Source organism: Microbacterium sp., assembly GCF_036823965.1.
Taxonomy (GTDB): domain Bacteria; phylum Actinomycetota; class Actinomycetes; order Actinomycetales; family Microbacteriaceae; genus Microbacterium.
Map to the genome: position 1 here is coordinate 248,738 of NZ_DAITBE010000006.1, position 24,561 is coordinate 273,298.

Below are 24,561 nucleotides of genomic sequence, written 5' to 3' on the forward strand. Positions count from 1 at the left end.
GTCGCGGGGACGGCGATGTCGTGCGAGGCGTCCCCACGGCTCGGCGGGGGCCGGCCGTGGGGTGCCGGCGCTGTGTCGCGCCCACCGCACGGCACGGGCATTACGAACGTGTAAATCTCGCACAGATCGTGCACCATGACGCTGACCGCGTGGCTAGTTTGGAGAAATGATGACCTCAGGTACTGAACTCGTCGTGGTCGAGAACGTCCAGAAGCACTACGGCGACTTCCAGGCGCTGACCGACATCGACCTCACCGTCAACTCGGGTGAGGTCGTGGTCGTGATCGGTCCGTCCGGATCCGGCAAGTCGACGCTGTGTCGCACGATCAACCGGCTCGAGACGATCACGAGCGGCAGCATCCGCATCGACGGCAAGGAGCTCCCGGCCGAGGGCAAGGGACTCGCACATCTGCGCGCCGACGTCGGCATGGTGTTCCAGTCGTTCAACCTGTTCGCGCATCTCACGATCCTCGAGAACGTGACGCTCGGCCCGATCAAGGTCCGTGGGCTCAAGAAGGCCGCCGCAGAGAAGGAGGCCATGCAGCTCCTCGAACGCGTCGGCATCGCGCAGCAGGCATCCAAGCTCCCGGCGCAGCTCTCCGGCGGACAGCAGCAGCGCGTGGCGATCGCCCGCGCCCTCGCGATGCACCCCAAGGTGATGCTGTTCGACGAGCCGACCAGCGCGCTCGACCCCGAGATGATCAACGAGGTGCTCGACGTCATGGTCGACCTCGCGCACGAGGGCATGACGATGATCGTCGTCACCCACGAGATGGGCTTCGCCCGCAAGGCCGCCGACCGGGTGGTCTTCATGGCCGACGGGCGGATCGTGGAGGAGGCGACTCCCGAGGAGTTCTTCACGAACCCGAAGAGCGACCGCGCCAAGGACTTCCTCTCGAAGCTCCTCACGCACTGACGCTCGGCACGACGCACTTCAGCACCCACGCACTTCACAGACCCTGCACACACAGCACACGAAGGAGACGCACATGCGACGCACACGGACACTGGCAGGCATCGGGATCGCAGCGGTGGCGCTGCTCGCGCTGACCGCCTGCAACAGCGGCAGCCCGTCGAGCCCCGGAGCAGGCACCGGTGGCGAGGAAGAGGGAGGCGACAGCACCTGGTTCGAGGTCGCGACCGACGTCGACCTCGAGGGCAGCCCCACCTTCGACGCGATCAAGGAGCGCGACAAGGTCATCGTCGGCGTCAAGGAGGACCAGCCGGGTCTCGGCTACCTCGACGTGACGACGAACGAGCGCACCGGTTTCGACGTCGACATCGCGCGCTGGATCGCCGCATCGCTCGGCTACGACGAGGACAAGATCGAGTTCAAGGCGATCGCCTCCGCGAACCGCGAGCAGGCGATCGTCAACGGTGACATCGACTACTACGTCGGCACCTACTCGATCACCGACAAGCGCAAGGAGCAGATCGCCTTCGCAGGTCCGTACTTCATCACGGGCCAGGGCCTGCTGGTGGCCGCGGACAACGAGGACATCAAGAGCGAGGCCGACCTGACGGCTGACACCACGGTGTGCTCGGCGACGGGCTCCACCCCCATCCAGAACATCCGCGACAACTACCCGGACGTCCCGACCAAGGAGTTCGACCTGTACTCCGCATGCGTCGAGGCGCTGCTCTCCGGCGAGGTCCAGGCCGTGACCACCGACCAGGCGATCCTGATCGGCTACGCGGCGCAGGACCCCGACAACCTGAAGGTCGTCGGCGAGCCGTTCACCGAGGAGCGCTACGGCGTGGGTCTCGCCAAGGATGACGCGGCACTGCAGGAGTTCATCAACACGATGTTCACCGACGGCGGCGACATCTGGCAGGCGATCTTCGACAAGAACCTCGGTTCCTCCGGTATCGAAGTCAGCCAGCCGGCCGTCGACTGACCGATCGAGGGGGTGGCCGTCCGCGGCCACCCCCTCCTCACAACCCTGAAGGGGAGGACGGCGTGGACGTCATCTTCGGAAACCTCGATCTGTGGGGTGAGGCGCTTCGCAACACCCTGCTGATCTTCTTCGGCGGCGCGGTGCTGGCGCTCATCCTCGGGTTCATCGTCGGAGCGATGCGAGTCGCACCGGTGCCGATCGCGCGGGCGGTCGGGACGCTCTACGTGAACCTCATCCGGAACACCCCGCTCACGCTCGTCTTCTTCTTCTTCATCTTCGGCTACCCCCAGCTCGGGCTGCCGAAGCTGAGCACCACGGTGCTCGGCATCCTCGCCATCGGCATCTACACCGCGACCTACGTCGCGGAGGTGATCCGAGCCGGCATCAACACGGTCCCGGTCGGGCAGGCCGAGGCCGCACGCGCGATCGGACTTCCGTTCGGTCAGGTCATGACGCTGGTGATCCTGCCGCAGGCCTTCCGCTCTGTCGTGCCACCGATGATGAGCGTGTTCATCGCCCTGCTGAAGAACACCACGGTGGCCGCCGGCTTCTCGGTGCTCGAACTCGGTGCGATCCGTTCCTACCTCAGTGAGCGCGGCGAGAACGCACTCGTCGTCCTGCTCTGGGTCGCCGTCATCTTCGTCGCCCTCGTCCTGCTGCTCAGCTGGCTGCAGCGCTATCTCGAGAACAAGTGGAGGATCGCGCGATGACTTCCGTCCTGTACGACGTCCCCGGTCCCAAGGCCATCCTCCGAAACCGGCTGATCGGTGTCGCGACCGTCGTCGTCGTGCTCGCCCTGCTGGGCTTCATCGGCTACCGCTTCTTCGAGAGCGGCCAGTTCGACGCCTCGCGCTGGTACGTCTTCACCTTCAGCGCCGTGTGGACCCAGATCTTCGGCGCACTCGGGCGAACGCTCGCCGCATTCGGGCTCGCAGCGCTGCTCGCGCTCGTGCTCGGGTTCGTGCTCGCGATCGGCCGGATGTCCGACCACGCGTGGGTCCGCATCCCGGTCACCGCGATCACCGAGTTCTTCCGCGCGGTCCCCGTGCTGGTGCTCATGATGCTGCTCTACTACGGACTCCCCGTGCTCGGCGTCAAGATGGAGCCGTACTGGGCAGTCGTGCTCGCGCTCATGGTCTACAACGGCTCCGTGCTCGCTGAGGTGCTCCGCGCCGGCGTCGAGTCGCTGCCGCGCGGCCAGAAGGAGGCCGGGTTCGCGATCGGTCTGCGCAAGAGCGGTGTGATGCGGCTGATCCTCCTGCCGCAGGCGATCCGCGCCATGCTCCCGGTGATCGTGGCGCAGCTCGTGGTGACGCTGAAGGACACCGCGCTCGGCTTCATCATCACCTACCCCGAACTGCTCTACTTCGCGAAGCAGCTCACCTCGCAGCAGGGTCGCCCCGTGCTGCAGTCCGCGTTCGTGATCGGCGGCATCTACATCGTCATGTGCCTGATCCTGTCGGGAGTCGCGCGGTGGCTCGAGATCCGCACGCGCCGCTCGCCGCGCACGAGGGGCGGAGCAGCTCCGCTGGCCGGAGACGGTCTCGACCCGCGCCTGCACGGCGGCGGCACCGACACGGAGCTGATCGCGATGCAACGAGGCGCCGGGAAGTTCGACGGAACGAGCACCGGTTGAGTCCGAGCCCGACGTCCTGCGCCGGTAGACTCGTTTCTCGTGTCTGAATCTCCAGAGATCACCCCAGAAGCAGTCGAAGCGGCGGTCGCCGCAGCCCTCGACGCGATCGGCGCAGCCGCCGACACCGCCGAGCTGAAGGCGGCCCGTGCCGCGCATGTCGCGGAGGGTTCGCCGCTCGCGGTGCTCAACGCCTCGATGCGCCAGGTCGCCCCCGAGAACAAGGCCGCGTTCGGCAAGCTCGTCGGCCAGGGGCGTGGCCAGGTCACGCAGGCGCTGGCTGCGAAGGAGGCCGAGCTCGCAGCGGCCGAGGTCGAAGCACGCCTCGAGGCCGAGCGGGTCGACATCACCGCGGTGCCGTCGCGCACGCGCGCCGGCGCACGGCATCCGCTCACCCTGCTGCAGGACCAGGTCTCCGACATCTTCGTCGGCATGGGCTGGGAGATCGCGGAGGGCCCTGAGCTCGAGCACGAGTGGTTCAATTTCGACGCGCTGAACTTCGACGTGGACCACCCCGCCCGCCAGGAGCAGGACACCTTCTACGTCGACCCGACCTCCCGTCACCTCGTGATGCGCACGCACACGAGCCCGGTGCAGGTGCGGTCGATGCTCGACCGCGAGGTGCCGATCTACGTGCTGTGCCCCGGCCGCGTCTACCGGACCGATGAGTTCGACGCGACGCACCTGCCGGTGTTCACGCAGTTCGAAGGTCTCGTGATCGACAAGGGCATCACGATGGCGCACCTCAAGGGCACCCTCGATCACTTCGCGAAGCAGCTCTTCGGTGCAGAGGCCAAGATGCGCTTCCGCACGAACTACTTCCCCTTCACCGAGCCGTCAGCCGAACTCGACCTGTGGCACCCGACCTTCAAGGGCGGCGCGCGCTGGATCGAGTGGGGCGGCTGCGGCATGGTCAACCCGAATGTGCTGCGCGCGGCCGGGATCGACCCGGAGGTGTACAGCGGCTTCGCGTTCGGCATGGGCATCGAGCGAGGACTCATGTTCCGCAGCGATGTGCAGGACATGCGCGACATGGCCGAGGGCGATGTCCGATTCAGCGAGCAGTACGGGATGGTGGTGTGATGCGCGTCCCGCTTTCGTGGTTGCGTGAGTACGTCGATCTGGCAGCGGATGCCACACCCGAGGATGTCCTCGCGGCGTTGGTGACCGTCGGCTTCGAAGAGGAGGACGTGCACCGCTTCGAGATCACGGGTCCCGTGGTCGTCGGACAGGTCGTCTCGCTCGAGCCCGAGCCGCAGTCGAACGGCAAGACCATCAACTGGTGCCAGGTCGATGTCGGCGAGGCAGAGCCACGAGGCATCGTCTGCGGCGCGCACAACTTCGTCGTCGGTGACAAGGTCGTCGTGACCCTGCCCGGTGCCGTGCTGCCCGGTCCGTTCCCGATCGCCGCCCGCAAGACCTACGGTCACGTGTCCGATGGCATGATCGCCTCGGCCCGTGAGCTCGGCCTCGGTGACGAGCACAACGGCATCGTCGTGCTGTCGGACCTCGGCATCGACGCCCCCGTCGGCACCGATGCGATCGCGCTGCTGGGCCTCGACGATGTCGCGGTCGAGATCAACGTGACGCCCGACCGCGGCTACGCGTTCTCGCTGCGCGGCGTGGCGCGCGAGTACTCGCACGCCACCGGCGCGACGTTCCGCGACCCAGCGGAGCGCGACTTCGCCGACCTGCAGCCTGGCAGTGGACACACCGCGATCGTTGACGACGCGGCGCCGGTTCGCGGCCGCGTCGGTGCGAGCGAGTTCGTCACGCGCGTCGTGCGCGGCGTCGACCCCTCGCGTCCGACCCCGCCGTGGATGATCGCGCGGCTCAGCCTCGCCGGCATGCGCTCGCTCGGCGTGCTGATCGACATCACCAACTACGTCATGCTCGAGCTCGGCCAGCCGCTGCACGGCTACGACCTCGACACGCTCGACGGCGGCATCACGGTTCGTCGTGCGACGACGGGCGAGAAGATGACGACGCTCGACGGCCAGGAGCGCGCGCTCCACGTCGAGGACCTGCTCATCACCGACGGCTCGGGCCCGATCGGCCTCGCCGGCGTCATGGGCGGCGGAACCACCGAGATGAGCGAGACGACGAAGAACGTGCTGATCGAGGCCGCGAGCTTCGACCCCATCACGATCGCCCGCACCGCTCGTCGCCACAAGCTGCCCAGTGAGGCGTCCAAGCGCTTCGAGCGCGGTGTCGACCCGCTGATCCCGTTCGTCGCAGCTCGTCGCGCCGCCGACCTGATGGTCGAGCTCGCCGGCGGCACGCTGACCGAGGAGGGCGGCGCGCTCTTCGCAGAGGTCTTCGTGGCCGAGATCGAGCTGCCGGCAGGATTCGTCGAGGGTCTGATCGGCGTCGATTACACCGACGACGAGATCGCCGGTGCGCTGACCACGATCGGTGCCGAGGTCACGGCCCCTGCGACAGGCTCAGGGACCCAGGGGGAGGCAGACTCAGGGACCCAGGGGTGGACGGTCATCCCGCCGACCTGGCGCCCCGACCTCACCGACAAGTGGACGCTCGCGGAGGAGGTCGCCCGGATCCACGGGCTCGACCGCATCCCCTCCGTGCTGCCGACGCCGCCCTCCGGCCGCGGTCTGACCGTGCTGCAGCAGGGCCGCCGCCGGGTGTCCGACGCGCTGGCCGCAGCGGGCTTCGTCGAGACGCCGGCGTTCCCGTTCACGACCGAGGCGCAGAACGACCTGCACGGATCCGCGACGGGGGAGAAGCTCCCCGGCATCCGTCTGGCGAACCCGCTCGACGGCCAGGCGCCCTTCCTGCGTCGCTCGCTGGTGCCGGGACTGCTGCAGACCGCGCACCGCAACATCTCGCGCGGCCGCACGGATCTCGCGATCTTCGAGACCGGTGTCGTCTTCCTCCCGGAACCCGGTGTCACGTACGGCACCGACGAGGTGCCGCCGCTCGGCGTACGTCCGTCGGATGAGACGCTCGCCGAACTGAACGCCTCGATCCCGCCGCAGCACCGTCACGTGGCCGCGCTGCTGACCGGGAACGCCGTCGCTCGCCAGCCCGGCCGCCCCGCCGAGGCAGCGGGTCTCACCGAGGCACTCGATGCCGTACGCGTGATCGCCGCGGCCGCAGGCGTCGAGATCGATGTCGCGCAGTCGCAGCGTGCCGCCCTGCACCCCGGGCGCACCGGTGTGCTCAGCGTGGGCGCTGATGAGGTCGGCTACGTCGGCGAACTGCACCCGGTGGTCGCCGAGGGCGCCGATCTCCCCGGTCGCGCCGTGGTGCTCGAGCTCGACCTCGACCTGATCCTGTCGCTCGCGGGCAACCGGATCGTGGCCGAGTCGCTCTCGACCTTCCCGGCAGCGACCCAGGATGTGTCGCTGACGCTGCCCGCCGACATCCCGGCTGCCGACGTCCGGGCCGCCCTGGTCGAGGGCACCGGTGCGCTGCTCGAGTCCGTGCGCCTGGTCGACGACTACCGCGGAGAGGGTGTGGCCGAGGGCACGAAGAGCCTGACGTTCGCGTTGCGCTTCCGCGCTCCGGATCGCACGCTCACGGCCGCCGAAGCCACCGAGGCGAAGCTCGCCGGTGTCGCGGTCGCCGCCGAGCGGTTCGGTGCCGCGCTCCGCGACTGACGCGATCACTGGCCGAGCCCTCCGGCGGATGAGCATCGCGCTCGTCTCCGCTGTCAGTAGAGCGCGCTTCCGTCGCGAGGCGGATCCTGGTGACATGGAGTCATGACGAACGTACTCATCCTCGGTGGGACGGGTTGGCTCTCCGGGCGGATCGCCCGGAGATGGCTGGATGCCGGGGCGGCGGTGACGTGCCTCGCTCGAGGCACGCGGTCGGTTCCCGACGGCGCGGTGCTCGTGCAGGGCGACCGTGATCGAGCTGATGCCTATGCCGACATTGCCGGAGGCTGGGACGTCGTCGTCGACATCTCCTCGCGGGCCTCGCACGTCGGCGACGCGGTCGATGTGCTGGGGGAGCGGGCTGCCCGCTGGGTGTTCATCTCCTCGATGTCGGTCTATGCCGATGACGCGACGGTCGGCGCGGACGAGTCAGCGCCGCTGCATGCCCCGGCGCGCCCAGGCGACGAGTACGACTACGCCGCCGAGAAGGTCGCGGCCGAGGACCACGTCCGTCGGCTCGGCGATCGCGCGCTGATCGTACGGCCGGGGCTCATCGTCGGCGACGGTGATCCGAGCGATCGGTTCGGCTACTGGGCCGCGGCATTCGCTCGCGCCGGCGACGGCCCCGTTCTCGTGCCACCGCGCGCAGCGCGGAACTGCCAGGTGATCGATGTCGATGATCTTGCAGCCTTCCTCGTCGAGACGTCTCTGACCGGCGTCGTCGACGCGATCGGCGACAGGCATCCGCTCGACGAGGTGCTCGCCGGCATCCGCGAAGCGGCCGGACACACCGGCAGCGTGGTCGAGGCGGCGGAGCCGTGGCTGCTCGACCACGGCGTCGAGTACTGGGCAGGGGAGCGATCGCTGCCGTTGTGGCTCCCGGCTGAGATGGCCGGCTTCATGGCGCGGTCGAACGCTGCGTATCTCCGCAGCGGGGGCACGCTGCGTCCGATCACGGAGACGATCGCCAGCGTGCTGGCGGATGAGCGCGCCCGTGGCATCGACCGCGAGCGACGCGCCGGCCTCACCCGACCGGACGAGCTCGCGCTGCTGGACGCGCTGGCCTGACGCCCTGGCGCCGTGGGATGTCTCGCTAGACTTCGACACGAGTGACACGGGGTGCCGCATCCGCGGCTGAGAACAGACCCGTCGAACCTGATCTAGTTCGTACTAGCGAAGGGATGTCGCAATGAGCGATCGTCTGCGTCCATCGTCCGATTCCACCGTGGCCGAGGCCGCGAGCCTGCTGCAGGTGCTGCGCGAGACGCCGCCGCTCACGCACTGCATCACGAACGCGGTCGTCACCGGCTTCACCGCGAACGTGCTGCTCGCGGTCGGCGCCGCACCCGCCATGGTCGACATCTCCGGGGAGGCCGGACTGTTCGCCGGCGTCGCGTCAGGCCTGCTCGTGAACCTCGGCACGCCGACGCCCGAGCAGCGGCTCGCGAGCCTCGAGGCCGCGGAGGGCGCGGCAGGGGCGGGCACCCCATGGGTGCTCGATCCGGTCGCGATCGGAGCGCTGCCGGTGCGAACCGGGCTCGCGCACGAGCTGGCTGCCCTGCGGCCGACCGCGATCCGCGGCAACGCCTCCGAGATCCTCGCACTCGCCGGGCTCAGCGGCGGTGGACGCGGTGTGGACACCACCGACAGCACGGATGCCGCGGCCGAGGCCGCCTTCCTGCTCGCCGAGCGCCACGGCAGCGTGGTCGCGGTGTCCGGACCGGTCGACCTGCTCACCGACGGTGAACGCGTGATCCGCATCGCCAACGGCGACCCGCTGCTGACCCTCGTCACCGGTGGTGGATGTGCGCTCGGCGCCGTCATGGCTGCGTTCCTCGGTGCCGCCCGCAGCACACCGATCCGCCCGCTCGATGCGGTGGCCGCGGCATCCTTCGTCTACACGGTCGCCGCCGAACGGGCGGCAGCAGTGTCATCCGGCCCTGGCAGCTTCGCCGTCGCGCTGCTCGATGCCCTCGCCGCAGTGCAGCCGCTTGAGCTGGCCGCTGCCGCGCGCGTCGAGGAGACGACCCGATGATCGCCGATCTCTCGCTCTACCTCGTCACCGATCGCGCGTTGTGCGGGGACCGCGGTGTGATCGAGACCGTTCGCCAGGCCGTCGACGGAGGAGTGCGCATCGTGCAGCTCCGCGACAAGCATGCGAGCGACGAGGAGATCGTCGAGCAGCTCCTCGACCTCTCGCGGGTGATCGACGGACGCGCGCTGCTGGTCGTCAACGACCGGCTGGATGCCGCGCTGACAGCTCGCGAACGCGGAGCCCGTGTCGACGGTGTGCACCTCGGTCAGGGCGACACCTCGGTAGTCCGTGCTCGCGAACTCCTCGGTGCGACTGCCCTGATCGGCCTCACCGCGAACAGCGATGCGCACCTCGACGCCGTCCGCGCTCTGCCGCCGGGCACTGTCGACTACCTCGGCGTCGGAGTCATCCGCCCGACCAGCACCAAGCCCGACCACCCGCCGGCACTCGGTGTCGACGGGTTCCGGTCGTTCGTGACTGCGAGTCCGCTGCCCTGCGTCGCGATCGGCGGCGTCGGGATCGCTGACACCGAGACGCTTCGTGCTGCCGGAGCGGCCGGCCTGGCCGTCGTCTCGGCGCTGTGCGCGGCCGAGGACCCGCGTGCGGATGCGGCGGCGTTCATCCGACGCTGGCGCCGCAGCGGCACCCCCCGAGTGCTGAGCATCGCCGGCAGCGATCCCTCCGGCGGTGCCGGCATCCAGGCCGACCTGAAGTCGATCGCCGCGAGCGGGGGGTACGGCATGGCGGCGATCACCGCGCTCACGGCGCAGAGCACGCAGGGGGTGAGCGGCGTGCACGTGCCGCCGGTCGACGTCCTGCGGGCGCAGCTGGATGCGCTCGCCGAGGACATCGTGATCGACGCGGTGAAGATCGGGATGCTGGCGGATGCCGAGGTCGTGAACGCAGTCGTCGACTGGCTCGACCGGGTGCGACCGCCGATCGTCGTGCTCGACCCGGTGATGGTGGCCACCAGCGGCGACCGCCTGCTCGATCCCTCGGCCGAGGCGGCGCTGCAGGAGCTGCTCACCCGTGCGCACCTGATCACGCCGAACCTCGCTGAGCTCGCGGTGCTGGCGGGTCGCCAGGTCGACGGATGGGACGATGCACTCCTGGTGGCCGACGACCTGTCCAAGCGCACCGGTGCCGCCGTGCTCGTGAAGGGCGGGCATCTGCCAGGGGATCAGGCGCCCGATGCGCTCATCGACGCTGCAACCGGCGTGCGACAGGTGTTCACCGGCGACCGCATCGCGACCGAGAACACGCACGGCACCGGCTGCTCGCTGTCGTCCGCGATCGCAACGCGGCTGGCGCGCGGAGAGGATGCGGTGGCGGCCGTCGCTGCCTCGCGCACCTGGCTGCGGGAGTCGTTGCGCGAGAGCGGGACGCTCCAGGTCGGGCGCGGACACGGTCCGATCAACCACTTCGCCGGTCTCTGGGACCGCGGCGGGCTGACCACACGAGCGAGCGCGGCCGAGGTCGCCGCCGAGTGGTGGGACGGGATCGCCCACACCAGGGCCGAGATCGATGCGCTCCCGTTCATCCGCGCGCTCGCCGACGGCACGCTGCCGAGGGCTCCGTTCCTGTGCTACCTCGAGCAGGACGCGCTGTATCTCCGCGAGTACGCCCGAGTGCTGGCCGAGGCCTCGCGACTGGCGCCGACCTCGGCGGAGCAGGCGTTCTGGGCGGACTCGGCCCACGGGTCCATCGTCGGCGAGCTCGAGCTGCACGCGTCCTGGCTCGACCCGACGCAGGGCATCACCGACGCGACCTTCGCCGCGCAGCCGGGTCCGGTGACCACCGCCTACCTCGACCATCTGCGCTCGGTCGCGTTCGGTGGGGGATACGCCGAGCTCGTCGCGGCGATCCTGCCGTGCTTCTGGCTGTACACCGATCTCGGGGAGCGGCTGCACGCGGGGGAGTTCGGCGCGTACGCGCGGGATGCCGAGCATCCGTACGCGTCCTGGCTCGCCACCTACGCCGACCCGGCATTCTCCGCCGCCACGGTGCAGGCAGTCGCCTACGTCACGCAGGCTGCAGCCGTCGCAGACGAGGAGACCCGTGGACGGATGCGACGCGCCTTCGAGGCGTCGAGCACACTCGAGCGGGACTTCTTCCGCGCACCCTGGGAAGTGCACGTCGCCGGGTGACGTCACGGATTTGCGGATGCCGCCGACAGCGCGCTATCGTCGCGACATGCCTTCGGCTGCATCCGCTTCCTCGACGCTCGCTCCGAGCGTCCTCGTGGTGCGCCGACGCCGGACCGACCGCCGACTCTAGGCGACCCTGCGCTCCTGCCTGACGGCGGTCGAGTGCCGGTGTCGCCGCCTCGGCCATCCGACCCCCGACCGTTAAGGTAGAACCATGACGTACACCGTCGCCGTTTCCGGCGCATCCGGCTATGCGGGCGGCGAGATCCTGCGCCTCCTCGCCGGTCACCCAGACATCGAGATCCGCACGGTCACCGCGCACTCGAACGCAGGGCAGCCCCTCATCCAGCACCAGCCGCACCTTCGCTCGCTCGCCGGACTGACGCTGCAGGACACCACGCCGGAGATCCTCGCCGGTCACGACATCGTCTTCCTCGCACTCCCGCACGGGCAGTCGGGGCAGTACACCGACGCGCTCGGCTCCACCCCGCTCGTGATCGACGCTGGCGCCGACCACCGCCTGACCTCCGAGAGCGCGTGGGACGCGTTCTACGGCGGAGCATTCCACGAGCCGTGGACCTACGGTGTGCCCGAGCTGCTCGCCGGCGGGGTCAAGCAGCGAGAGCACCTTCGCGGCGCCACCCGGATCGCGGCCCCCGGCTGCAACGCCTCCACCGTCAGCCTCAGCCTCGTGCCAGGCGTCGCTGCCGGCGTGATCGTCGCGGACGACATCGTCTCGGTGCTCGCCGTCGGCCCGTCCGGTGCAGGCAAGAGCTTGAAGACCAACCTGCTCGCGAGCGAGATCCTCGGCAGCGCCAACCCCTACGCCGTCGGCGGCACGCACCGGCACATCCCCGAGATCCGTCAGGCGCTCGCCGCGGCATCCGGCCCTTCGACAGGCTCAGGGACCCAGGGTGCAGGCTCAGGGACCCAGGGTGCAGGCTCAGGGATCCAGGGTGCAGGCATCCGCATCTCCTTCACGCCGGTCCTCGTACCGATGTCCCGCGGGATCCTTGCCACGTCGAGCGCGCCGATCGTCGACGGTGTGACCGATGCGCAGATCCGCGAGGCGTGGGAGAGCGCCTATGCCGACGAGACCTTCGTGCATCTGCTCCCCGAGGGCAGCTTCCCGCGCACTGCAGATGTGCTGGGCGCCAACACCGCGCTGATCGGCCTCGCGATCGACCGGGCCGCGAACCGCGTCACGGTCGTCGCCGCCGTCGACAACCTCGTCAAGGGCACGGCAGGCGCCGCCATCCAATCCATGAACATCGCGCTCGGGCTTCCCGAGGACCGCGCCCTCTCGATCAACGGAGTCGCACCATGAGCGTCACTGCCCCCGCAGGTTTCGAGGCGGCAGGAGTCGCGGTCGGCCTGAAGTCCACCGGCAAGCCCGATGTCGCCGTGGTCGTCAACCGCGGCCCCCGCAAGGTCGGCGCCGCGGTGTTCACCAGCAACCGCGCCAAGGCCAACCCGATCATCTGGTCGCAGCAGGCCGTCGCCGACCGGGTGGTCGAAGCGGTCGTGCTGAACTCCGGTGGAGCGAACTGCTTCACCGGCAGCTTCGGATTCCAGACCACGCACCAGACCGCGGAGAAGGCCGCCGAGCTCCTCGGCATCAGCGCCGGCGATGTGCTCGTGTGCTCCACCGGGCTGATCGGCACCGGCGACGAGGTCTTCCGCGGCAAGGTGCTCGAGGGCACTGCGCAGGCGATCGCCGAGCTCAGCGCCGACGGCGGCGACATCGCCGCGCAGGCGATCATGACCACCGACTCGGTGTCGAAGACGGCCGTGGTGCAGCGCGACGGCTGGTCGATCGGCGGGATGGCGAAGGGCGCCGGCATGCTGGCGCCCGGCCTCGCGACGATGCTCGTCGTGATCACGACGGATGCCGACCTCGAACCGCTCGACGCCGATGCCGCGCTCCGTGCGGCCACCGGTCGCACGTTCGACCGGCTCGACTCCGACGGCTGTATGTCGACCAACGACCAGGTGACGCTGCTCGCCAACGGCGCGAGCGGCATCGCGCCCGATCTCGAGGAGTTCACGGCCGCGCTGATCGAGCTCTCGCAGGCCCTCGCGGTCAAGCTGCAGGGCGACGCCGAGGGTGCGAGCCACGACATCACGATCGAGGTCCGCGGTGCCGCATCCGAGCAGGACGCGGTCGAGGTCGGTCGCTCCGTTGCGCGGAACAACCTCTTCAAGGCCGCGATCTTCGGCAACGACCCGAACTGGGGCCGAGTGCTTGCGGCGATCGGCACAACGGGAGCCCGCTTCGATCCGTACGACGTCGATGTCTGGATGAACGGCGTGCGCGTGTGCACGGCCGGCGGACCTGATCGTCCTCGTGAGGAGGTCGACCTCACCCCGCGTGCGACGCACCTCGTGATCGACCTGCGGGTCGGCGACGACACCGCGACGATCCTGACGAACGACCTCACGCACGACTACGTGCACGAGAACAGCGCGTACGCGTCATGACCGACATCCAGGACACGCCCGCCGAGGTCGCGGCGCAGAAGGCCACCACGCTCATCGAGTCGCTGCCGTGGCTGAAGAAGTTCCGCGATCAGATCGTGGTCATCAAGTACGGCGGCAACGCCATGGTCTCCGAGGAGCTGCAGGACGCGTTCGCGCAGGACATCGCGTACCTGCGCTATGTCGGCGTGCAGCCGGTCGTCGTGCACGGCGGCGGTCCGCAGATCTCCGACATGCTGCAGCGCCTCGACATCCCCAGCGAGTTCAAGGGCGGCTACCGCGTCACGAACACCGAGGCGATCAGCGTCGTGCGGATGGTGCTCACCGGCCAGGTGAACCCGCAGCTGGTCACGAAGATCAACTCGCACGGCCCCATCGCGACCGGTCTGAGCGGTGAGGATGCCGGTCTGTTCGGCGGACGCCGCCGCGGTGTCATGATCGACGGCGAAGAGGTCGACCTCGGCCGCGTCGGCGACGTCGTGGAGGTCGACCCGACCCCGGTGCTCGATCACCTGGCCGCCGGACGCATCCCGGTGGTCTCCAGCATCGCGCCGGACCTCGACCACCCCGGTCACTCCCTGAACGTGAACGCGGATGCCGCTGCGTCCGCGCTCGCCGTCGCGCTGAATGCGCGCAAGCTCGTGATCCTCACCGACGTGCCAGGGCTGTACGCCGACTGGCCGAACCGCGACTCGCTGGTCTCGCACCTCACGTCGACGGCGCTCATCGAGATGCTGCCGAAGCTCGAGACAGGCATGATCCCGAAGATGCGCGCGTGCCTCGAGGCGGTCGAGGGTGGCGTGGACGCTGCCGCGATCATCGACGGACGGGTGCCGCACTCGGTGCTCGTCGAACTCTTCACCAACAAAGGAATCGGAACGGAAGTGGTGGCAGGATGACCATCTGGCAGGACGACGCAGGCCGCGACCTGGTGCTCAACGCGGGGCCTCGCCTCGCGCTGATCACCCGCGGCGAGGGCTCCTACCTGTGGGACTCCGAGGGGCGACGCCATCTCGACTTCCTCGCCGGCATCGCCGTCACCTCCCTCGGTCACGCGCACCCGGTGTTCGTCGAAGCGGTCTCCCGCCAGGCAGCCACGCTCTCGCACGTCTCGAACTACTTCGCGACACCGCCGCAGCTCGCGCTCGCTGCTCGCCTGAAGCGCCTCGCCGGTGCCGGGGTCGGAGGACGGGTGTACTTCTCGAACTCGGGTGCGGAGGCGAATGAAGCCGCGTTCAAGCTCGCCCGTCTGCACGGCGGCACCGAGCGCCCCCGCATCCTGGCACTCGAGAACGGCTTCCACGGTCGCACGATGGGCTCACTCGCGCTGACCGCGAAGGCGGCAATGCGTGCACCGTTCGAGCCGATGCCCGGCGGCGTCGAGCACATCCCCGCGACGATCGAGGCACTCGAGGCCGCGATCGACGACCGCGTCGCCGCAGTGATCGTCGAGCCCATCCAGGGCGAGGCAGGCGTGGTCGAGCTTCCGGAGGGGTATCTCGCCGCGGCGCGCTCGCTCACGCTGAAGCACGGTGCGCTGCTGATCGTCGACGAGATCCAGACCGGCGCCGGCCGCACCGGCGAGTGGTTCGGGTTCAGCCACGAAGGCATCACCCCGGACGCGATCACGCTCGCCAAGGGCATCGGCGGCGGATTCCCGATCGGGGCGCTCGTCACCTACGGCGACGCAAGCGACCTGTTCACCCCCGGCTCGCACGGCTCGACCTTCGGCGGCAACCCGCTCGCGACTGCCGTCGCCGATGCGGTGCTCACCGAGATCGAGAACGCCGGACTGGTCGAGAACGCCGCACGTCGTGGCACCGAGCTGCGTGAGATCCTGCTCGACATCGACTCCCCGCTGATCACCGCAGTGCGCGGACGCGGCCTGCTGATCGGCGTCGCGCTCGCCGAGCCCGTCGCGGGCGAGGTCGTCGCCGCAGCCCAGGAGCGGGGCCTCATCGTGAACGCAGCGAACCCCGACACGGTGCGGATCGCGCCGGCCCTCACCATCGGCGACGCCGAGCTGGCCGAGTTCCGCGAGCTGTTCACCGCCGCACTCGCCGACGTCCAGGCATCCCTCCCCGGAAAGGTTTCCGCATGACCACCCGCCACCTCCTGCGTGACGACGACCTGACCCCTGCAGAGCAGGCGGAGATCATCGACCTCGCCCTCGAGCTGAAGAAGGACCGGTGGGCGAACAAGAGCCTGGCCGGTCCCCAGACCGTCGCGGTGATCTTCGACAAGTCGTCGACCCGCACGCGCGTGTCGTTCGCGGTGGGCATCGCCGACCTCGGCGGCACGCCGCTGATCATCTCGACCGCCAACAGCCAGCTCGGCGGCAAGGAGACCCCCTCCGACACCGCTCGCGTGCTCGAGCGCCAGGTCGCGGCGATCGTGTGGCGCACCTACGCCCAGTCCGGACTCGAGGAGATGGCCGCAGGCACCCGCGTGCCGGTGATCAACGCGCTCTCCGACGACTTCCACCCCTGCCAGCTGCTCGCCGACCTGCTCACGATCCGCGAGCACAAGGGCGAGCTGCAGGGCCTCACGCTGACCTTCTTCGGCGACGGCCAGAGCAACATGGCGCACTCGTACGCACTGGCCTGCGTCACCGCCGGCATGCACGTGCGCATCGCCTCGCCCGCCGACTACGCACCGCGCGCCGACGTGATCGAGGCGGCCGACCGCCGTGCTGCCGAGACCGGCGGTTCGATCACGCTCTACACCGACCCGGTCGAGGCTGCAGCCGGCGCCGACGTCGTCGTCACCGACACGTGGGTGTCGATGGGCAAGGAGGAGGAGAAGCTCGCGCGGATCCGCGACCTCGGCGGCTACAAGGTGACGCCGGAGACCATGGCGCTGGCCGACTCCGAGGCGATCTTCATCCACTGCCTGCCGGCCGACCGCGGCTACGAGGTCGACTCCACCGTCATCGACGGCCCGCAGAGCGTGGTCTGGGACGAGGCGGAGAACCGGCTGCACGCCCAGAAGGCGCTGCTGGTCTGGCTGCTCGGCAAGAAGGACGCGTGATGACCTCGGACAAGCACGAAGGCACGAACGAGGGCGCGCTCTGGGGTGCTCGGTTCGCCACCGGACCGTCGCCGGAGCTCGTCGAGCTCAGCCGCTCGACGCATTTCGACTGGATCCTCGCGCCGTACGACATCGCGGGCTCGCACGCCCACGCCACCGCGCTGGCGGCCGCCGGCTACCTCGAGCCGGACGAGGCCCAGCAGATGCACGCCGGGCTCGACGCCGTGGCGCGCAAGGTCGCCGATGGCACCCTGCTGCCGCAGCCGAGCGATGAAGACGTGCACGGTGCACTCGAGCAGGCGCTGATCGCCGAGCTCGGACCGGAGCTGGGCGGACGCCTCCGTGCCGGTCGGAGCCGCAACGATCAGATCGCCACGCTCGTACGGATGTACCTGATCGACCACGCGCGAGTGATCGCGCGCGACATCCTCCGGGTCATCGACGCCTTGGTCGCGCAGGCCGAGGCGCATCCCGAGGCCATCCTCCCCGGACGCACGCACCTGCAGCACGCGCAGCCGGTCCTGCTCGCCCACCACCTGCAGGCGCACGGCTGGCCGCTCGTGCGCGAGCTCGAGCGTCTCGTCGACTGGCGCCGCCGCGCCGGTGTCTCGCCGTACGGCGGGGGAGCGCTGGCCGGATCCACGCTCGGCCTCGACCCAGCGCTCGTGGCCTCGGAGCTTGGGCTCGACCGCCCGGCGGAGAACTCGCTCGACGGCACCGCCGCCCGCGACGTGGTAGCCGAATTCGCCTTCATCACCGCCATGACCGGCGTCGATCTCTCGCGCCTGTCGGAGGAGATCATCCTCTGGAACACGCGTGAATTCGGCTTCGTCACCCTCGACGACGGCTACTCGACCGGGTCGAGCATCATGCCGCAGAAGAAGAACCCCGACATCGCCGAGCTCGCCCGTGGGAAGTCCGGTCGCCTGATCGGCAACCTGTCAGGACTCATGGCCACGCTCAAGGGACTGCCGCTCGCGTACAACCGCGACCTGCAGGAGGACAAGGAGCCGGTGTTCGACTCGGTGCAGACGCTCGAGGTCGTGCTTCCGGCATTCGCCGGCATGATCGCGACCCTGCGCTTCGACACCGAGCGGATGGCGTCGCTCGCGCCGGAGGGCTTCTCGCTTGCGACCGATGTGGCCGAGTGGCTCGTGAAGCGTCGAGTGCCGTTCCGCGATGCGCACGAGATCTCCGGCGCGCTGGTCCGCGCGTGCGAGGAGCAGGGCATCGGCCTGGAGGACGCCTCCGACGAGCTGTTGCTGTCGGTCTCCGCGCACCTGGTGCCCGAAGTGCGCGAGGTGCTGACGATCGAGGGATCAGTGGCATCCCGAACCGGTGCCGGCGGCACCGCTCCGGTGCGCGTGGCCGAGCAGCGGGCCGAGCTCGTGACCCGAGCCCAGGCCGCCGCTCACGCCCTCGGGCTGTAGGGGCGGGCGCGGACGATTCGCGGAAGCAGCGACGTTCAGCGGAAGAAGTCGCGACGATGCATCCATGAATCGTCATCCCCTCCAATGATTCTCATCCCCGTCGGCCTCGAGGATGATCCGGGGGTGACTGGTGGCTCGCTGCACTGACGATTCGCGGGTCGACCGGAGCCGGGGCCGGGGTCGGGGCCGGGTTGGTGCCTGTCAGTGCAGGTCGACGTCGGCTGCTGAGCGTGCCCAGCGCGTGAAGCGGACGGTGAATCCGGCGTGGGTCGGTGCGGCGAGGAACGGACCGGCGGATGCTGCGGCCGCACCGTCGAACGGTGCGACCCTGACCAGCCGCCACTCGCCGTCATCGGCTCGCGCGCGGATGATGAGCGCATCCGCCCACCGGCTGATGCGCACCGTGATCTCGCTCTCGAGCCACTCGTCGACGTAGCCGACCGACCAGTCGGAGCGCACAGCGGTGACGACCGCGCCGAGTCCGAGGTGTCCGTCTGCGAACTCGATGCCGCTCTTCACCCAGTGCTCGTGGTCGGCGCGCACGAAGACGCCGGCCTGATCGAACTGGTCGTCCCACGGCGCCCTGAACGACACCTCCATCGCCTCGCCCACGGCCAGCGGGGAGAGCAGCGCGTGCTCGGTGTCGTGCACGAAGCCGTACGCGGTGTGCCGCCAGGCGTCGCTGCCTTCGACGGCGGTGACGTCGAGATGGCGCTCGTCCGTCTCCGAGGTGTGCTGCGGGGCAGTGGTCCAGGTGCCCTGGGTCCAGGGGATGATGTCTGATTCAGGCATAATCCAGAACTATAACCAAATAACGCATGAAACGGAAGTATTCGTGTTACGGTTATGTCATGGTCGTCGCCGTGATCGCAGACATCGTGGGCTCTCGCAAGCTCGACGATCGCACTGCAGCGCAGGGGATCCTCGACGAGACGATCGTACGGGTCGAAGCCGATCGCCCGCTCGCCGCGCAGTCGCTCACGCCGACGGTCGGGGACGAGCAGCAGGGCGTCTACAGCACCATCGAGGATGCCGTCACCGGGCTGCTCATGATCCAGTTGGCGCTTCCGGACGGGCTCTCCTTCCGCTTCGGTGTCGGCGTGGGGGAGATCAGGGCAGTCGACTCGGCCCACGGCGCGCTGACCGACGGCCCAGGATGGTGGGCGGCCCGTTCCGCGATCGAGACCGTGCACGCGCGCGAAGGCCGCGCCGTGCCGCGCACCCGCACCTGGATTGTCGGAGCCCCCGGGCAGGATGAGGTCATGCCGACCGTCATCGCCGCCACCAACGCGTACCTGCTGGCACGCGATGAGCTGGTCGGAGCGATGAGCGGACGCGAGCGCCGCCTCACCTATGGACGACTCATCGGCCGTTCGCAGAGCGAACTCGCCGAACAGGAGGGCATCACGCAACCGAGCGTCTCGAAGTCCCTGCGCAGCGCGGGCGCGGCAGCCCTGATCGAGGGGCTGTCGACGATCCGAGGGGAGACGTCATGATCGTCGCCGGATTCATCCTGCTCGCCGTCGGCGCGGCCGATCTCGTGCGTCAGTTCGCGCCGATCCGCTGGATCGGCTATCTCGCGACAGCCGTGCTCCTGCTGCTGCTCGGCAGTGTCAGCGACGCCGTGCTGCCGATGATCGCGGCGCTCGTCGCCGGTGCCGCATGGGTGTGGTGCATGCCTGACGGGCGTCCGTCACCCGCCGGATTCTGGCCTGCCGTGGTGCTCGCCCTCATCAGCGTCGGGGCGGTGATCTGGATCGGAGACCGCGGCAGTGCGGGCCTGATCGGCGAGGTGTGGCAGCTGCGCTCGCCGTTCGGCGAGGTCTCCTTCGACCTCGCGATCCTCACGCTCGGCCTCACCGCCTTCCTCCTCGAGTCGGCGAACCTGGTGGTTCGGGCCGCGCTCGACGGTGAGCACACCTGGCGACCGGTCGAGCGAGCCCAGACGCTGGAGGATCTTCCCGCAGTCGCCGCCCGGCCGGAGCCTGCGTCGTCCGTCGCCGCGGAATCCGAGACTGCAGAATCCGCGCCCGAAGCATCCGTCAGCGAAGCGTCCATCCTCGAGCCGGCGACGTCCGCGCCGGATCCAGCGCCGGCCCGCGATCGCCGCGACGCCTTCCAGGGCGGTCGTCTGATCGGTCCGCTCGAGCGGATGCTGGTGCTCATCCTCACGCTCGCCGCCGCGTACCCGATCCTGGCCGCGATGCTGGCGGCGAAGGGCATCGTGCGCTTCCCGGAGATCTCGCGCGACGGCGAGACCGGCGCACGTGCCGAGTACTTCTTGGTCGGCAGTCTGGTGAGCTGGGTCATCGCACTCGGCGCCGCCTTCCTGGTGTGGTGGTCGGCGCACAGCTGAGCCGCCCCACGCTGATAGCCTGGAGCGCGTGTCTGAAACCGCTCTGACGACTGCCGCACCGGCGATCGATCCCACGTTCGAGAACGTCTGGGACGAACTGCTGTGGCGCGGCCTCGTCCACGTGTCCACCGACCAGGAGGCGCTGCGCGCCCTTCTCGCCGGAGACCCGATCACGTATTACTGCGGCTTCGATCCGACAGCACCGAGCCTGCACCTGGGAAACCTCGTGCAGCTGCTCACGATGCGTCGCCTCCAGCTCGCCGGGCACAAGCCCCTCGGGCTCGTCGGCGGATCGACAGGACTCATCGGCGACCCCCGCCCCACGGCCGAGCGCACCCTGAACACGCGTGAGACCGTCGCGGAGTGGGTCGACCGTCTGCGCACCCAGGTCGAGCGCTACCTGAGCTTCGACGGCGACAACGCCGCGCGCATGGTGAACAACCTCGACTGGACGGCGCCGATGTCGGCGATCGACTTCCTGCGCGAGATCGGCAAGCACTACCGGGTCGGCACGATGCTCAAGAAGGATGCGGTCGCCGCGCGGCTGAACTCCGACGAGGGCATCAGCTACACGGAGTTCAGCTACCAGATCCTGCAGGGCATGGACTACCTCGAGCTGTACCGCCAGTACGGCTGCGTGCTGCAGACCGGGGGGTCCGACCAGTGGGGCAACCTCACCAGCGGCACCGACCTCATCCGTCGCGCCGAGGGCGTGGCCGCGCACGCGATCGGCACCCCGCTGATCACGAACAGCGATGGCACGAAGTTCGGCAAGAGCGAGGGCAACGCGATCTGGCTCGACGCCGAGATGTGCAGCCCGTACCGGATGTACCAGTTCTGGCTCAGCACCGCCGACTCCGACGTGATCGACCGGCTCAAGGTGTTCACCTTCCTGAGCCGCGCCGAGATCGATGAGTACGCGGCGCTGGTCGAGTCCGAGCCCTTCCGGCGAGCGGCGCAGAAGCGTCTCGCGCTCGAGGTGACGGCGACGGTGCACGGCATCGATGCGACCGCTGCGGTGATCGCGGCATCCGATGCACTGTTCGGGCAGGGCGATCTGACCGCGCTCGACGCGGCGACGCTGCGGACCGCGCTCGAGGAGCTGCCGAACACGACGGTGGCTGCCGGCACCCCGGTGGTCGAGGCGCTCGTCTCGACCGGTCTCGTGTCGAGCCTCGGTGAGGCACGGCGTGCGATCGGACAGGGTGGCGTCTCGCTCGACGGCGAACGTGTCGACGACGAGTCGGCGACGGTGCAGGGCGGGCTCCCTGGTGGGGTCTCCGTGCTCCGTCGCGGCAAGAAGACCCTTGCCGGCGTCTTCATCGCCTGAGCATCCGTCCTGATCCACCGGCACTGAGCGCTCCGGCGCGCTGACCCCTGAGGAGAGCGGATGCCGTTCACCCCGAGTCACGCGATCATCGCGCTGCCGTTCGTGCGCACCCCGCTGGTTCCGGCGGCGATCGCGATCGGCGCGATGACGCCGGACCTGCCGCTGTTCCTGCGCGGCGTCGGGCTGAACTACTCGTTCACCCACACCTTCGGGAACATCGTGTGGACGGCGCTGCTCGCGTTCGTGCTGTTCCTCGTCTGGCGGGTCGTGCTGCGCCCGGCGGTCGGGGAGCTGTCGCCGGCGTGGCTGGCCCGCCGCCTGCCCGATGCATGGTCGACCAGCGGCATCGCTGCGGCAGGCGAGGCCGTCGGGGTCGGGCTGCGACGCCCGCTGTATCCCGTGCTGCTCGCCGCGTCGTTGATCATCGGAGTGATCTCGCACATCCTCTGGGACCTCTTCACACACGATGGTCGCTGGGGTGTGAGCCTGTTCCCAGCGCTCGACGCGATGTGGGGACCGCTGCAGGGGTTCAAGTGGCTGCAGCACGGATCGAGCGTGCTCGGTCTGGTCGGCATCGGTGTCTGGGCGCTGCTCCGACTCCGCTCAGCCGACCCTCGCGCCGCAGTGACTCAGCGTCTGCCGCGCTGGGTGCGCATCGTGTGGTGGCTGTCGTTGCCGGTGATCCTGATCGCCGCCGTCGTGCTCGGGTACGCACTGTACGGCCCGTTCACGACGGAGTTCACGGTGCAGCACCTGGCATATCGGGTGCTGCCTGCCGCGTGCGGGCTGTGGGGAGCGATCACCGTGCTGCTCTGCCTCGTGCTGTCACTGACCGGTCGCGCGAACGGGCACGCCGACCGAGTTCACCAGTCGGGCTGATCCGATCCCCACGGGTGGGGTGCCGCGAAGTCGCCGCCCGGAAGGGCGGGTCCTGCGGTGATCAGCTCGATGCCGCCGACGTCGAAGCGCCGCAGATGCGCGGCAGGATCGGCAGCGGACTCGGCGGCCGCTTCGGCCTGTCGCGGCAGACAGAGGAGTTCTGCCGCGACACGACGCAACGAGGTGCGGACCAGCCAGGAGCCGCCTTCCGCCGCGCGGCGCTCGACGAGTGCCGAGATCGCTGCCGCGAGAAGGTAGCCGGCGCTGTGGTCGAGGGCCTGCGCCGGGAGTGCGCCTGGTCGTTCGCCGTCCGACGATTCGACGAGCGCGATCCCCGACTCGGCCTGCACCAGGCTGTCGAAGCCCGCCCGATCGGGGTGATCCATGCCCCAGGCGCTGAGCTGGGCAACGATCAGACCAGGATGCCGTTCGATGAGTGCCTCAGAAGACAGCCCGAGCCGAGCGAGCGACGCCGGCCGATAGCCGAGGACGATCACGTCGGCCACGGCGAGCAGCTCGCCGAACTCGGAAGATCGGGCATCCAGCCGTGCGGATCGCTTGCCGTGCCCGGTGTCGAGGTGCTGCCACGCCGGTTCGGCGAGCTGTGGAGGATCGATCCGCAGCACGTCGGCGCCGAGGAACGCGAGGGTACGCGTGCAGACGGGCCCCGCGATCACGCGGGTCAGATCCAGGACGCGGATGCCGGCGAGCGGTGCGGCCGCGGTGGTGCTGTTGCGTCCGGGGGAGTGCGGCGCATCGCCGAGGCGACGGATGTCGAGGAGCGGGGTCGCGCGGAGTGCCGCATCGACCTCCGGTCGTTCGGGGGAGACGCGCACGGCGAGACCGCCGGATGCCGTGATCGCCGTGACTGCATCGGTCGCTGACATGCGCGCGAGGGCGTGAGCCACGGCATCCGCGTCGGCGACGTCGTCGAATCCGAGCCCGGCGCGCAGCCGTTCGGCATGGTGCGCGTAGTTCCCGTGGGTGCGGATCCATCCGTCGGCGGTGCGCCAGAACCCGGAGTAGGGCGACCAGACCGAGGGGGCGGCGCCGTCGATCGTGAGGAAGCGGTCACTCCGGTAGGCGGTGGCGATGCGGTCGCCGTCGAGGGCGCCGGGATCACGATGGGCCGCGAGCGTCGCGGCGCTGACGCTCGCCCACGCCAGATCTCCGGTGGCGAGTCGGGAGGGGAGCGGCACACGTGATGCGGAGGTGGACATGTCGGCGGTGTGGGAGGGGATGCCGATCTCGGTGAGGATGCGGCCCAGGAGGGCGGAAGCGGGCGACGTCATCCGAGGCACGCGCGGTCGGTGCTGGGGCTGGAATCGAGGCGGGTCACCATGGCGAGATCGTACTCCTGGCGGCGATCACGGGCGAAAACACGTGCTGACCCGGCGGAAGTCCGTTGGAGAGGCGCGACGACACGCCCGGGGGGTAGGGCCCGATTTGCCAGAACCCCAGAACCCACGTAACTTATTACTTGTTCGCCCCACAGGGACGCGGAGGAGCCGAGAGCTTCACCCCCCTCAAGCGGAGAACCACCTCCTTCATCTTCACTCGGTTGAGTGTTCGGGCCTTCGGGTCTAGGATGGGAGTTTCCACCTCTTCTGCGGTCGTTCGACTGCGTCTCCGGGTTCTTCACCCGGTCGGCGTTGATTTGACAAAGCGTGGGAGGTGGGTAAGATAGAGAAGTTGCCCTGCGGGCCTGGTTGTGATGACTGGGTCGTG

Annotated in this window: 21 protein-coding genes and 1 riboswitch; of the genes, 19 read left to right on the top strand and 2 right to left on the bottom strand. The window is 69.4% G+C overall.

What is annotated here, in order from left to right; translation table 11 throughout:
* Nucleotides 1-166 precede the first annotated feature (166 nt).
* From V7Z82_RS12430 to argH, 15 genes are all read left to right on the top strand, one after another.
* Complete coding sequence (locus tag V7Z82_RS12430; RefSeq protein ID WP_442927632.1) at nt 167-916, top strand: amino acid ABC transporter ATP-binding protein; 750 nt, start codon at nt 167-169, stop codon at nt 914-916.
* Between the two features lie 73 nt (nt 917-989).
* The gene (locus V7Z82_RS12435) at nt 990-1,898 is read left to right on the top strand and encodes a glutamate ABC transporter substrate-binding protein (protein WP_334151859.1); all 909 of its coding nucleotides are present in this window, start codon (nt 990-992) and stop codon (nt 1,896-1,898) included.
* A 62-nt stretch (nt 1,899-1,960) separates the two neighbouring features.
* Complete coding sequence (locus V7Z82_RS12440) at nt 1,961-2,608, top strand: amino acid ABC transporter permease (protein ID WP_334151860.1); 648 nt, start codon at nt 1,961-1,963, stop codon at nt 2,606-2,608.
* A complete protein-coding gene (locus V7Z82_RS12445; RefSeq protein ID WP_334151861.1) occupies nt 2,605-3,534 on the top strand; it encodes an amino acid ABC transporter permease in 930 nt (309 codons plus the stop codon). The genes V7Z82_RS12440 and V7Z82_RS12445 overlap by 4 nt, the downstream gene beginning before the upstream one ends.
* A 39-nt stretch (nt 3,535-3,573) precedes the next feature.
* Nucleotides 3,574-4,614: a phenylalanine--tRNA ligase subunit alpha gene (gene pheS / locus V7Z82_RS12450; RefSeq protein WP_334151862.1), complete on the top strand. Its 1,041-nt coding sequence runs from the start codon at nt 3,574-3,576 to the stop codon at nt 4,612-4,614.
* Nucleotides 4,614-7,151, top strand: a complete 2,538-nt coding sequence (gene pheT, locus V7Z82_RS12455; RefSeq protein ID WP_334151863.1) for a phenylalanine--tRNA ligase subunit beta — start codon at nt 4,614-4,616, stop codon at nt 7,149-7,151. The genes pheS and pheT overlap by 1 nt, the downstream gene beginning before the upstream one ends.
* A 102-nt stretch (nt 7,152-7,253) precedes the next feature.
* A complete protein-coding gene (locus V7Z82_RS12460; RefSeq protein ID WP_334151864.1) occupies nt 7,254-8,216 on the top strand; it encodes an NAD-dependent epimerase/dehydratase family protein in 963 nt (320 codons plus the stop codon).
* Nucleotides 8,217-8,253: 37 nt separating this feature from the next.
* Nucleotides 8,254-8,347, top strand: a riboswitch (TPP riboswitch).
* The gene (gene thiM, locus V7Z82_RS12465) at nt 8,338-9,183 is read left to right on the top strand and encodes a hydroxyethylthiazole kinase (RefSeq protein WP_334151865.1); all 846 of its coding nucleotides are present in this window, start codon (nt 8,338-8,340) and stop codon (nt 9,181-9,183) included. Its footprint overlaps the riboswitch before it by 10 nt.
* Nucleotides 9,180-11,330: a bifunctional hydroxymethylpyrimidine kinase/phosphomethylpyrimidine kinase gene (locus V7Z82_RS12470; protein ID WP_334151866.1), complete on the top strand. Its 2,151-nt coding sequence runs from the start codon at nt 9,180-9,182 to the stop codon at nt 11,328-11,330. The genes thiM and V7Z82_RS12470 overlap by 4 nt, the downstream gene beginning before the upstream one ends.
* A gap of 214 nt (nt 11,331-11,544) precedes the next feature.
* Nucleotides 11,545-12,657: an N-acetyl-gamma-glutamyl-phosphate reductase gene (locus tag V7Z82_RS12475; protein ID WP_334151867.1), complete on the top strand. Its 1,113-nt coding sequence runs from the start codon at nt 11,545-11,547 to the stop codon at nt 12,655-12,657.
* Complete coding sequence (gene argJ, locus V7Z82_RS12480; protein ID WP_334151868.1) at nt 12,654-13,811, top strand: bifunctional glutamate N-acetyltransferase/amino-acid acetyltransferase ArgJ; 1,158 nt, start codon at nt 12,654-12,656, stop codon at nt 13,809-13,811. The genes V7Z82_RS12475 and argJ overlap by 4 nt, the downstream gene beginning before the upstream one ends.
* Nucleotides 13,808-14,707, top strand: coding sequence for an acetylglutamate kinase (argB, locus tag V7Z82_RS12485; protein ID WP_334151869.1), 900 nt, complete (start codon nt 13,808-13,810; stop codon nt 14,705-14,707). The genes argJ and argB overlap by 4 nt, the downstream gene beginning before the upstream one ends.
* Entirely contained in the window at nt 14,704-15,909 is a 1,206-nt protein-coding gene (locus V7Z82_RS12490) for an acetylornithine transaminase (RefSeq protein WP_334151870.1), read from the top strand. Before argB ends, V7Z82_RS12490 begins: the two co-directional genes overlap by 4 nt.
* Nucleotides 15,906-16,838 carry an ornithine carbamoyltransferase gene (gene argF, locus V7Z82_RS12495; RefSeq protein WP_334151871.1) on the top strand — a complete coding sequence of 311 codons (933 nt, stop codon included), beginning with the start codon at nt 15,906-15,908 and terminating at the stop codon, nt 16,836-16,838. The genes V7Z82_RS12490 and argF overlap by 4 nt, the downstream gene beginning before the upstream one ends.
* On the top strand, nt 16,838-18,268 hold the full coding sequence (argH, locus tag V7Z82_RS12500) for an argininosuccinate lyase (protein ID WP_334151872.1): 1,431 nt from the start codon (nt 16,838-16,840) through the stop codon (nt 18,266-18,268). Before argF ends, argH begins: the two co-directional genes overlap by 1 nt.
* A gap of 201 nt (nt 18,269-18,469) precedes the next feature.
* Here argH and V7Z82_RS12505 read toward each other — a convergent pair whose 3' ends face one another.
* Nucleotides 18,470-19,060, bottom strand: a complete 591-nt coding sequence (locus V7Z82_RS12505) for a DUF1349 domain-containing protein (RefSeq protein WP_334151873.1) — start codon at nt 19,058-19,060, stop codon at nt 18,470-18,472.
* 59 nt (nt 19,061-19,119) lie between these two features.
* On the opposite strand from V7Z82_RS12505, the gene V7Z82_RS12510 reads away from it, so the two are divergent.
* Genes V7Z82_RS12510 through V7Z82_RS12525 form a run of 4 tightly spaced genes read left to right on the top strand, consistent with a single transcriptional unit; the run spans nt 19,120 to nt 22,833 of the window.
* Nucleotides 19,120-19,764, top strand: a complete 645-nt coding sequence (locus V7Z82_RS12510) for a SatD family protein (RefSeq protein WP_334151874.1) — start codon at nt 19,120-19,122, stop codon at nt 19,762-19,764.
* Nucleotides 19,761-20,624 (top strand): hypothetical protein, encoded by an 864-nt coding sequence (locus V7Z82_RS12515; protein WP_334151875.1) that lies wholly within the window; start codon nt 19,761-19,763, stop codon nt 20,622-20,624. The genes V7Z82_RS12510 and V7Z82_RS12515 overlap by 4 nt, the downstream gene beginning before the upstream one ends.
* A gap of 28 nt (nt 20,625-20,652) precedes the next feature.
* On the top strand, nt 20,653-21,954 hold the full coding sequence (gene tyrS / locus V7Z82_RS12520; protein ID WP_334151876.1) for a tyrosine--tRNA ligase: 1,302 nt from the start codon (nt 20,653-20,655) through the stop codon (nt 21,952-21,954).
* Between the two features lie 60 nt (nt 21,955-22,014).
* Nucleotides 22,015-22,833, top strand: coding sequence for a DUF4184 family protein (locus tag V7Z82_RS12525; RefSeq protein WP_334151877.1), 819 nt, complete (start codon nt 22,015-22,017; stop codon nt 22,831-22,833).
* On the opposite strand, the gene V7Z82_RS12530 is transcribed toward V7Z82_RS12525, so the two are convergent.
* Nucleotides 22,818-24,125, bottom strand: a complete 1,308-nt coding sequence (locus V7Z82_RS12530; RefSeq protein WP_334151878.1) for a CoA transferase — start codon at nt 24,123-24,125, stop codon at nt 22,818-22,820. The genes V7Z82_RS12525 and V7Z82_RS12530 overlap by 16 nt on opposite strands.
* Nucleotides 24,126-24,561 lie beyond the last annotated feature (436 nt).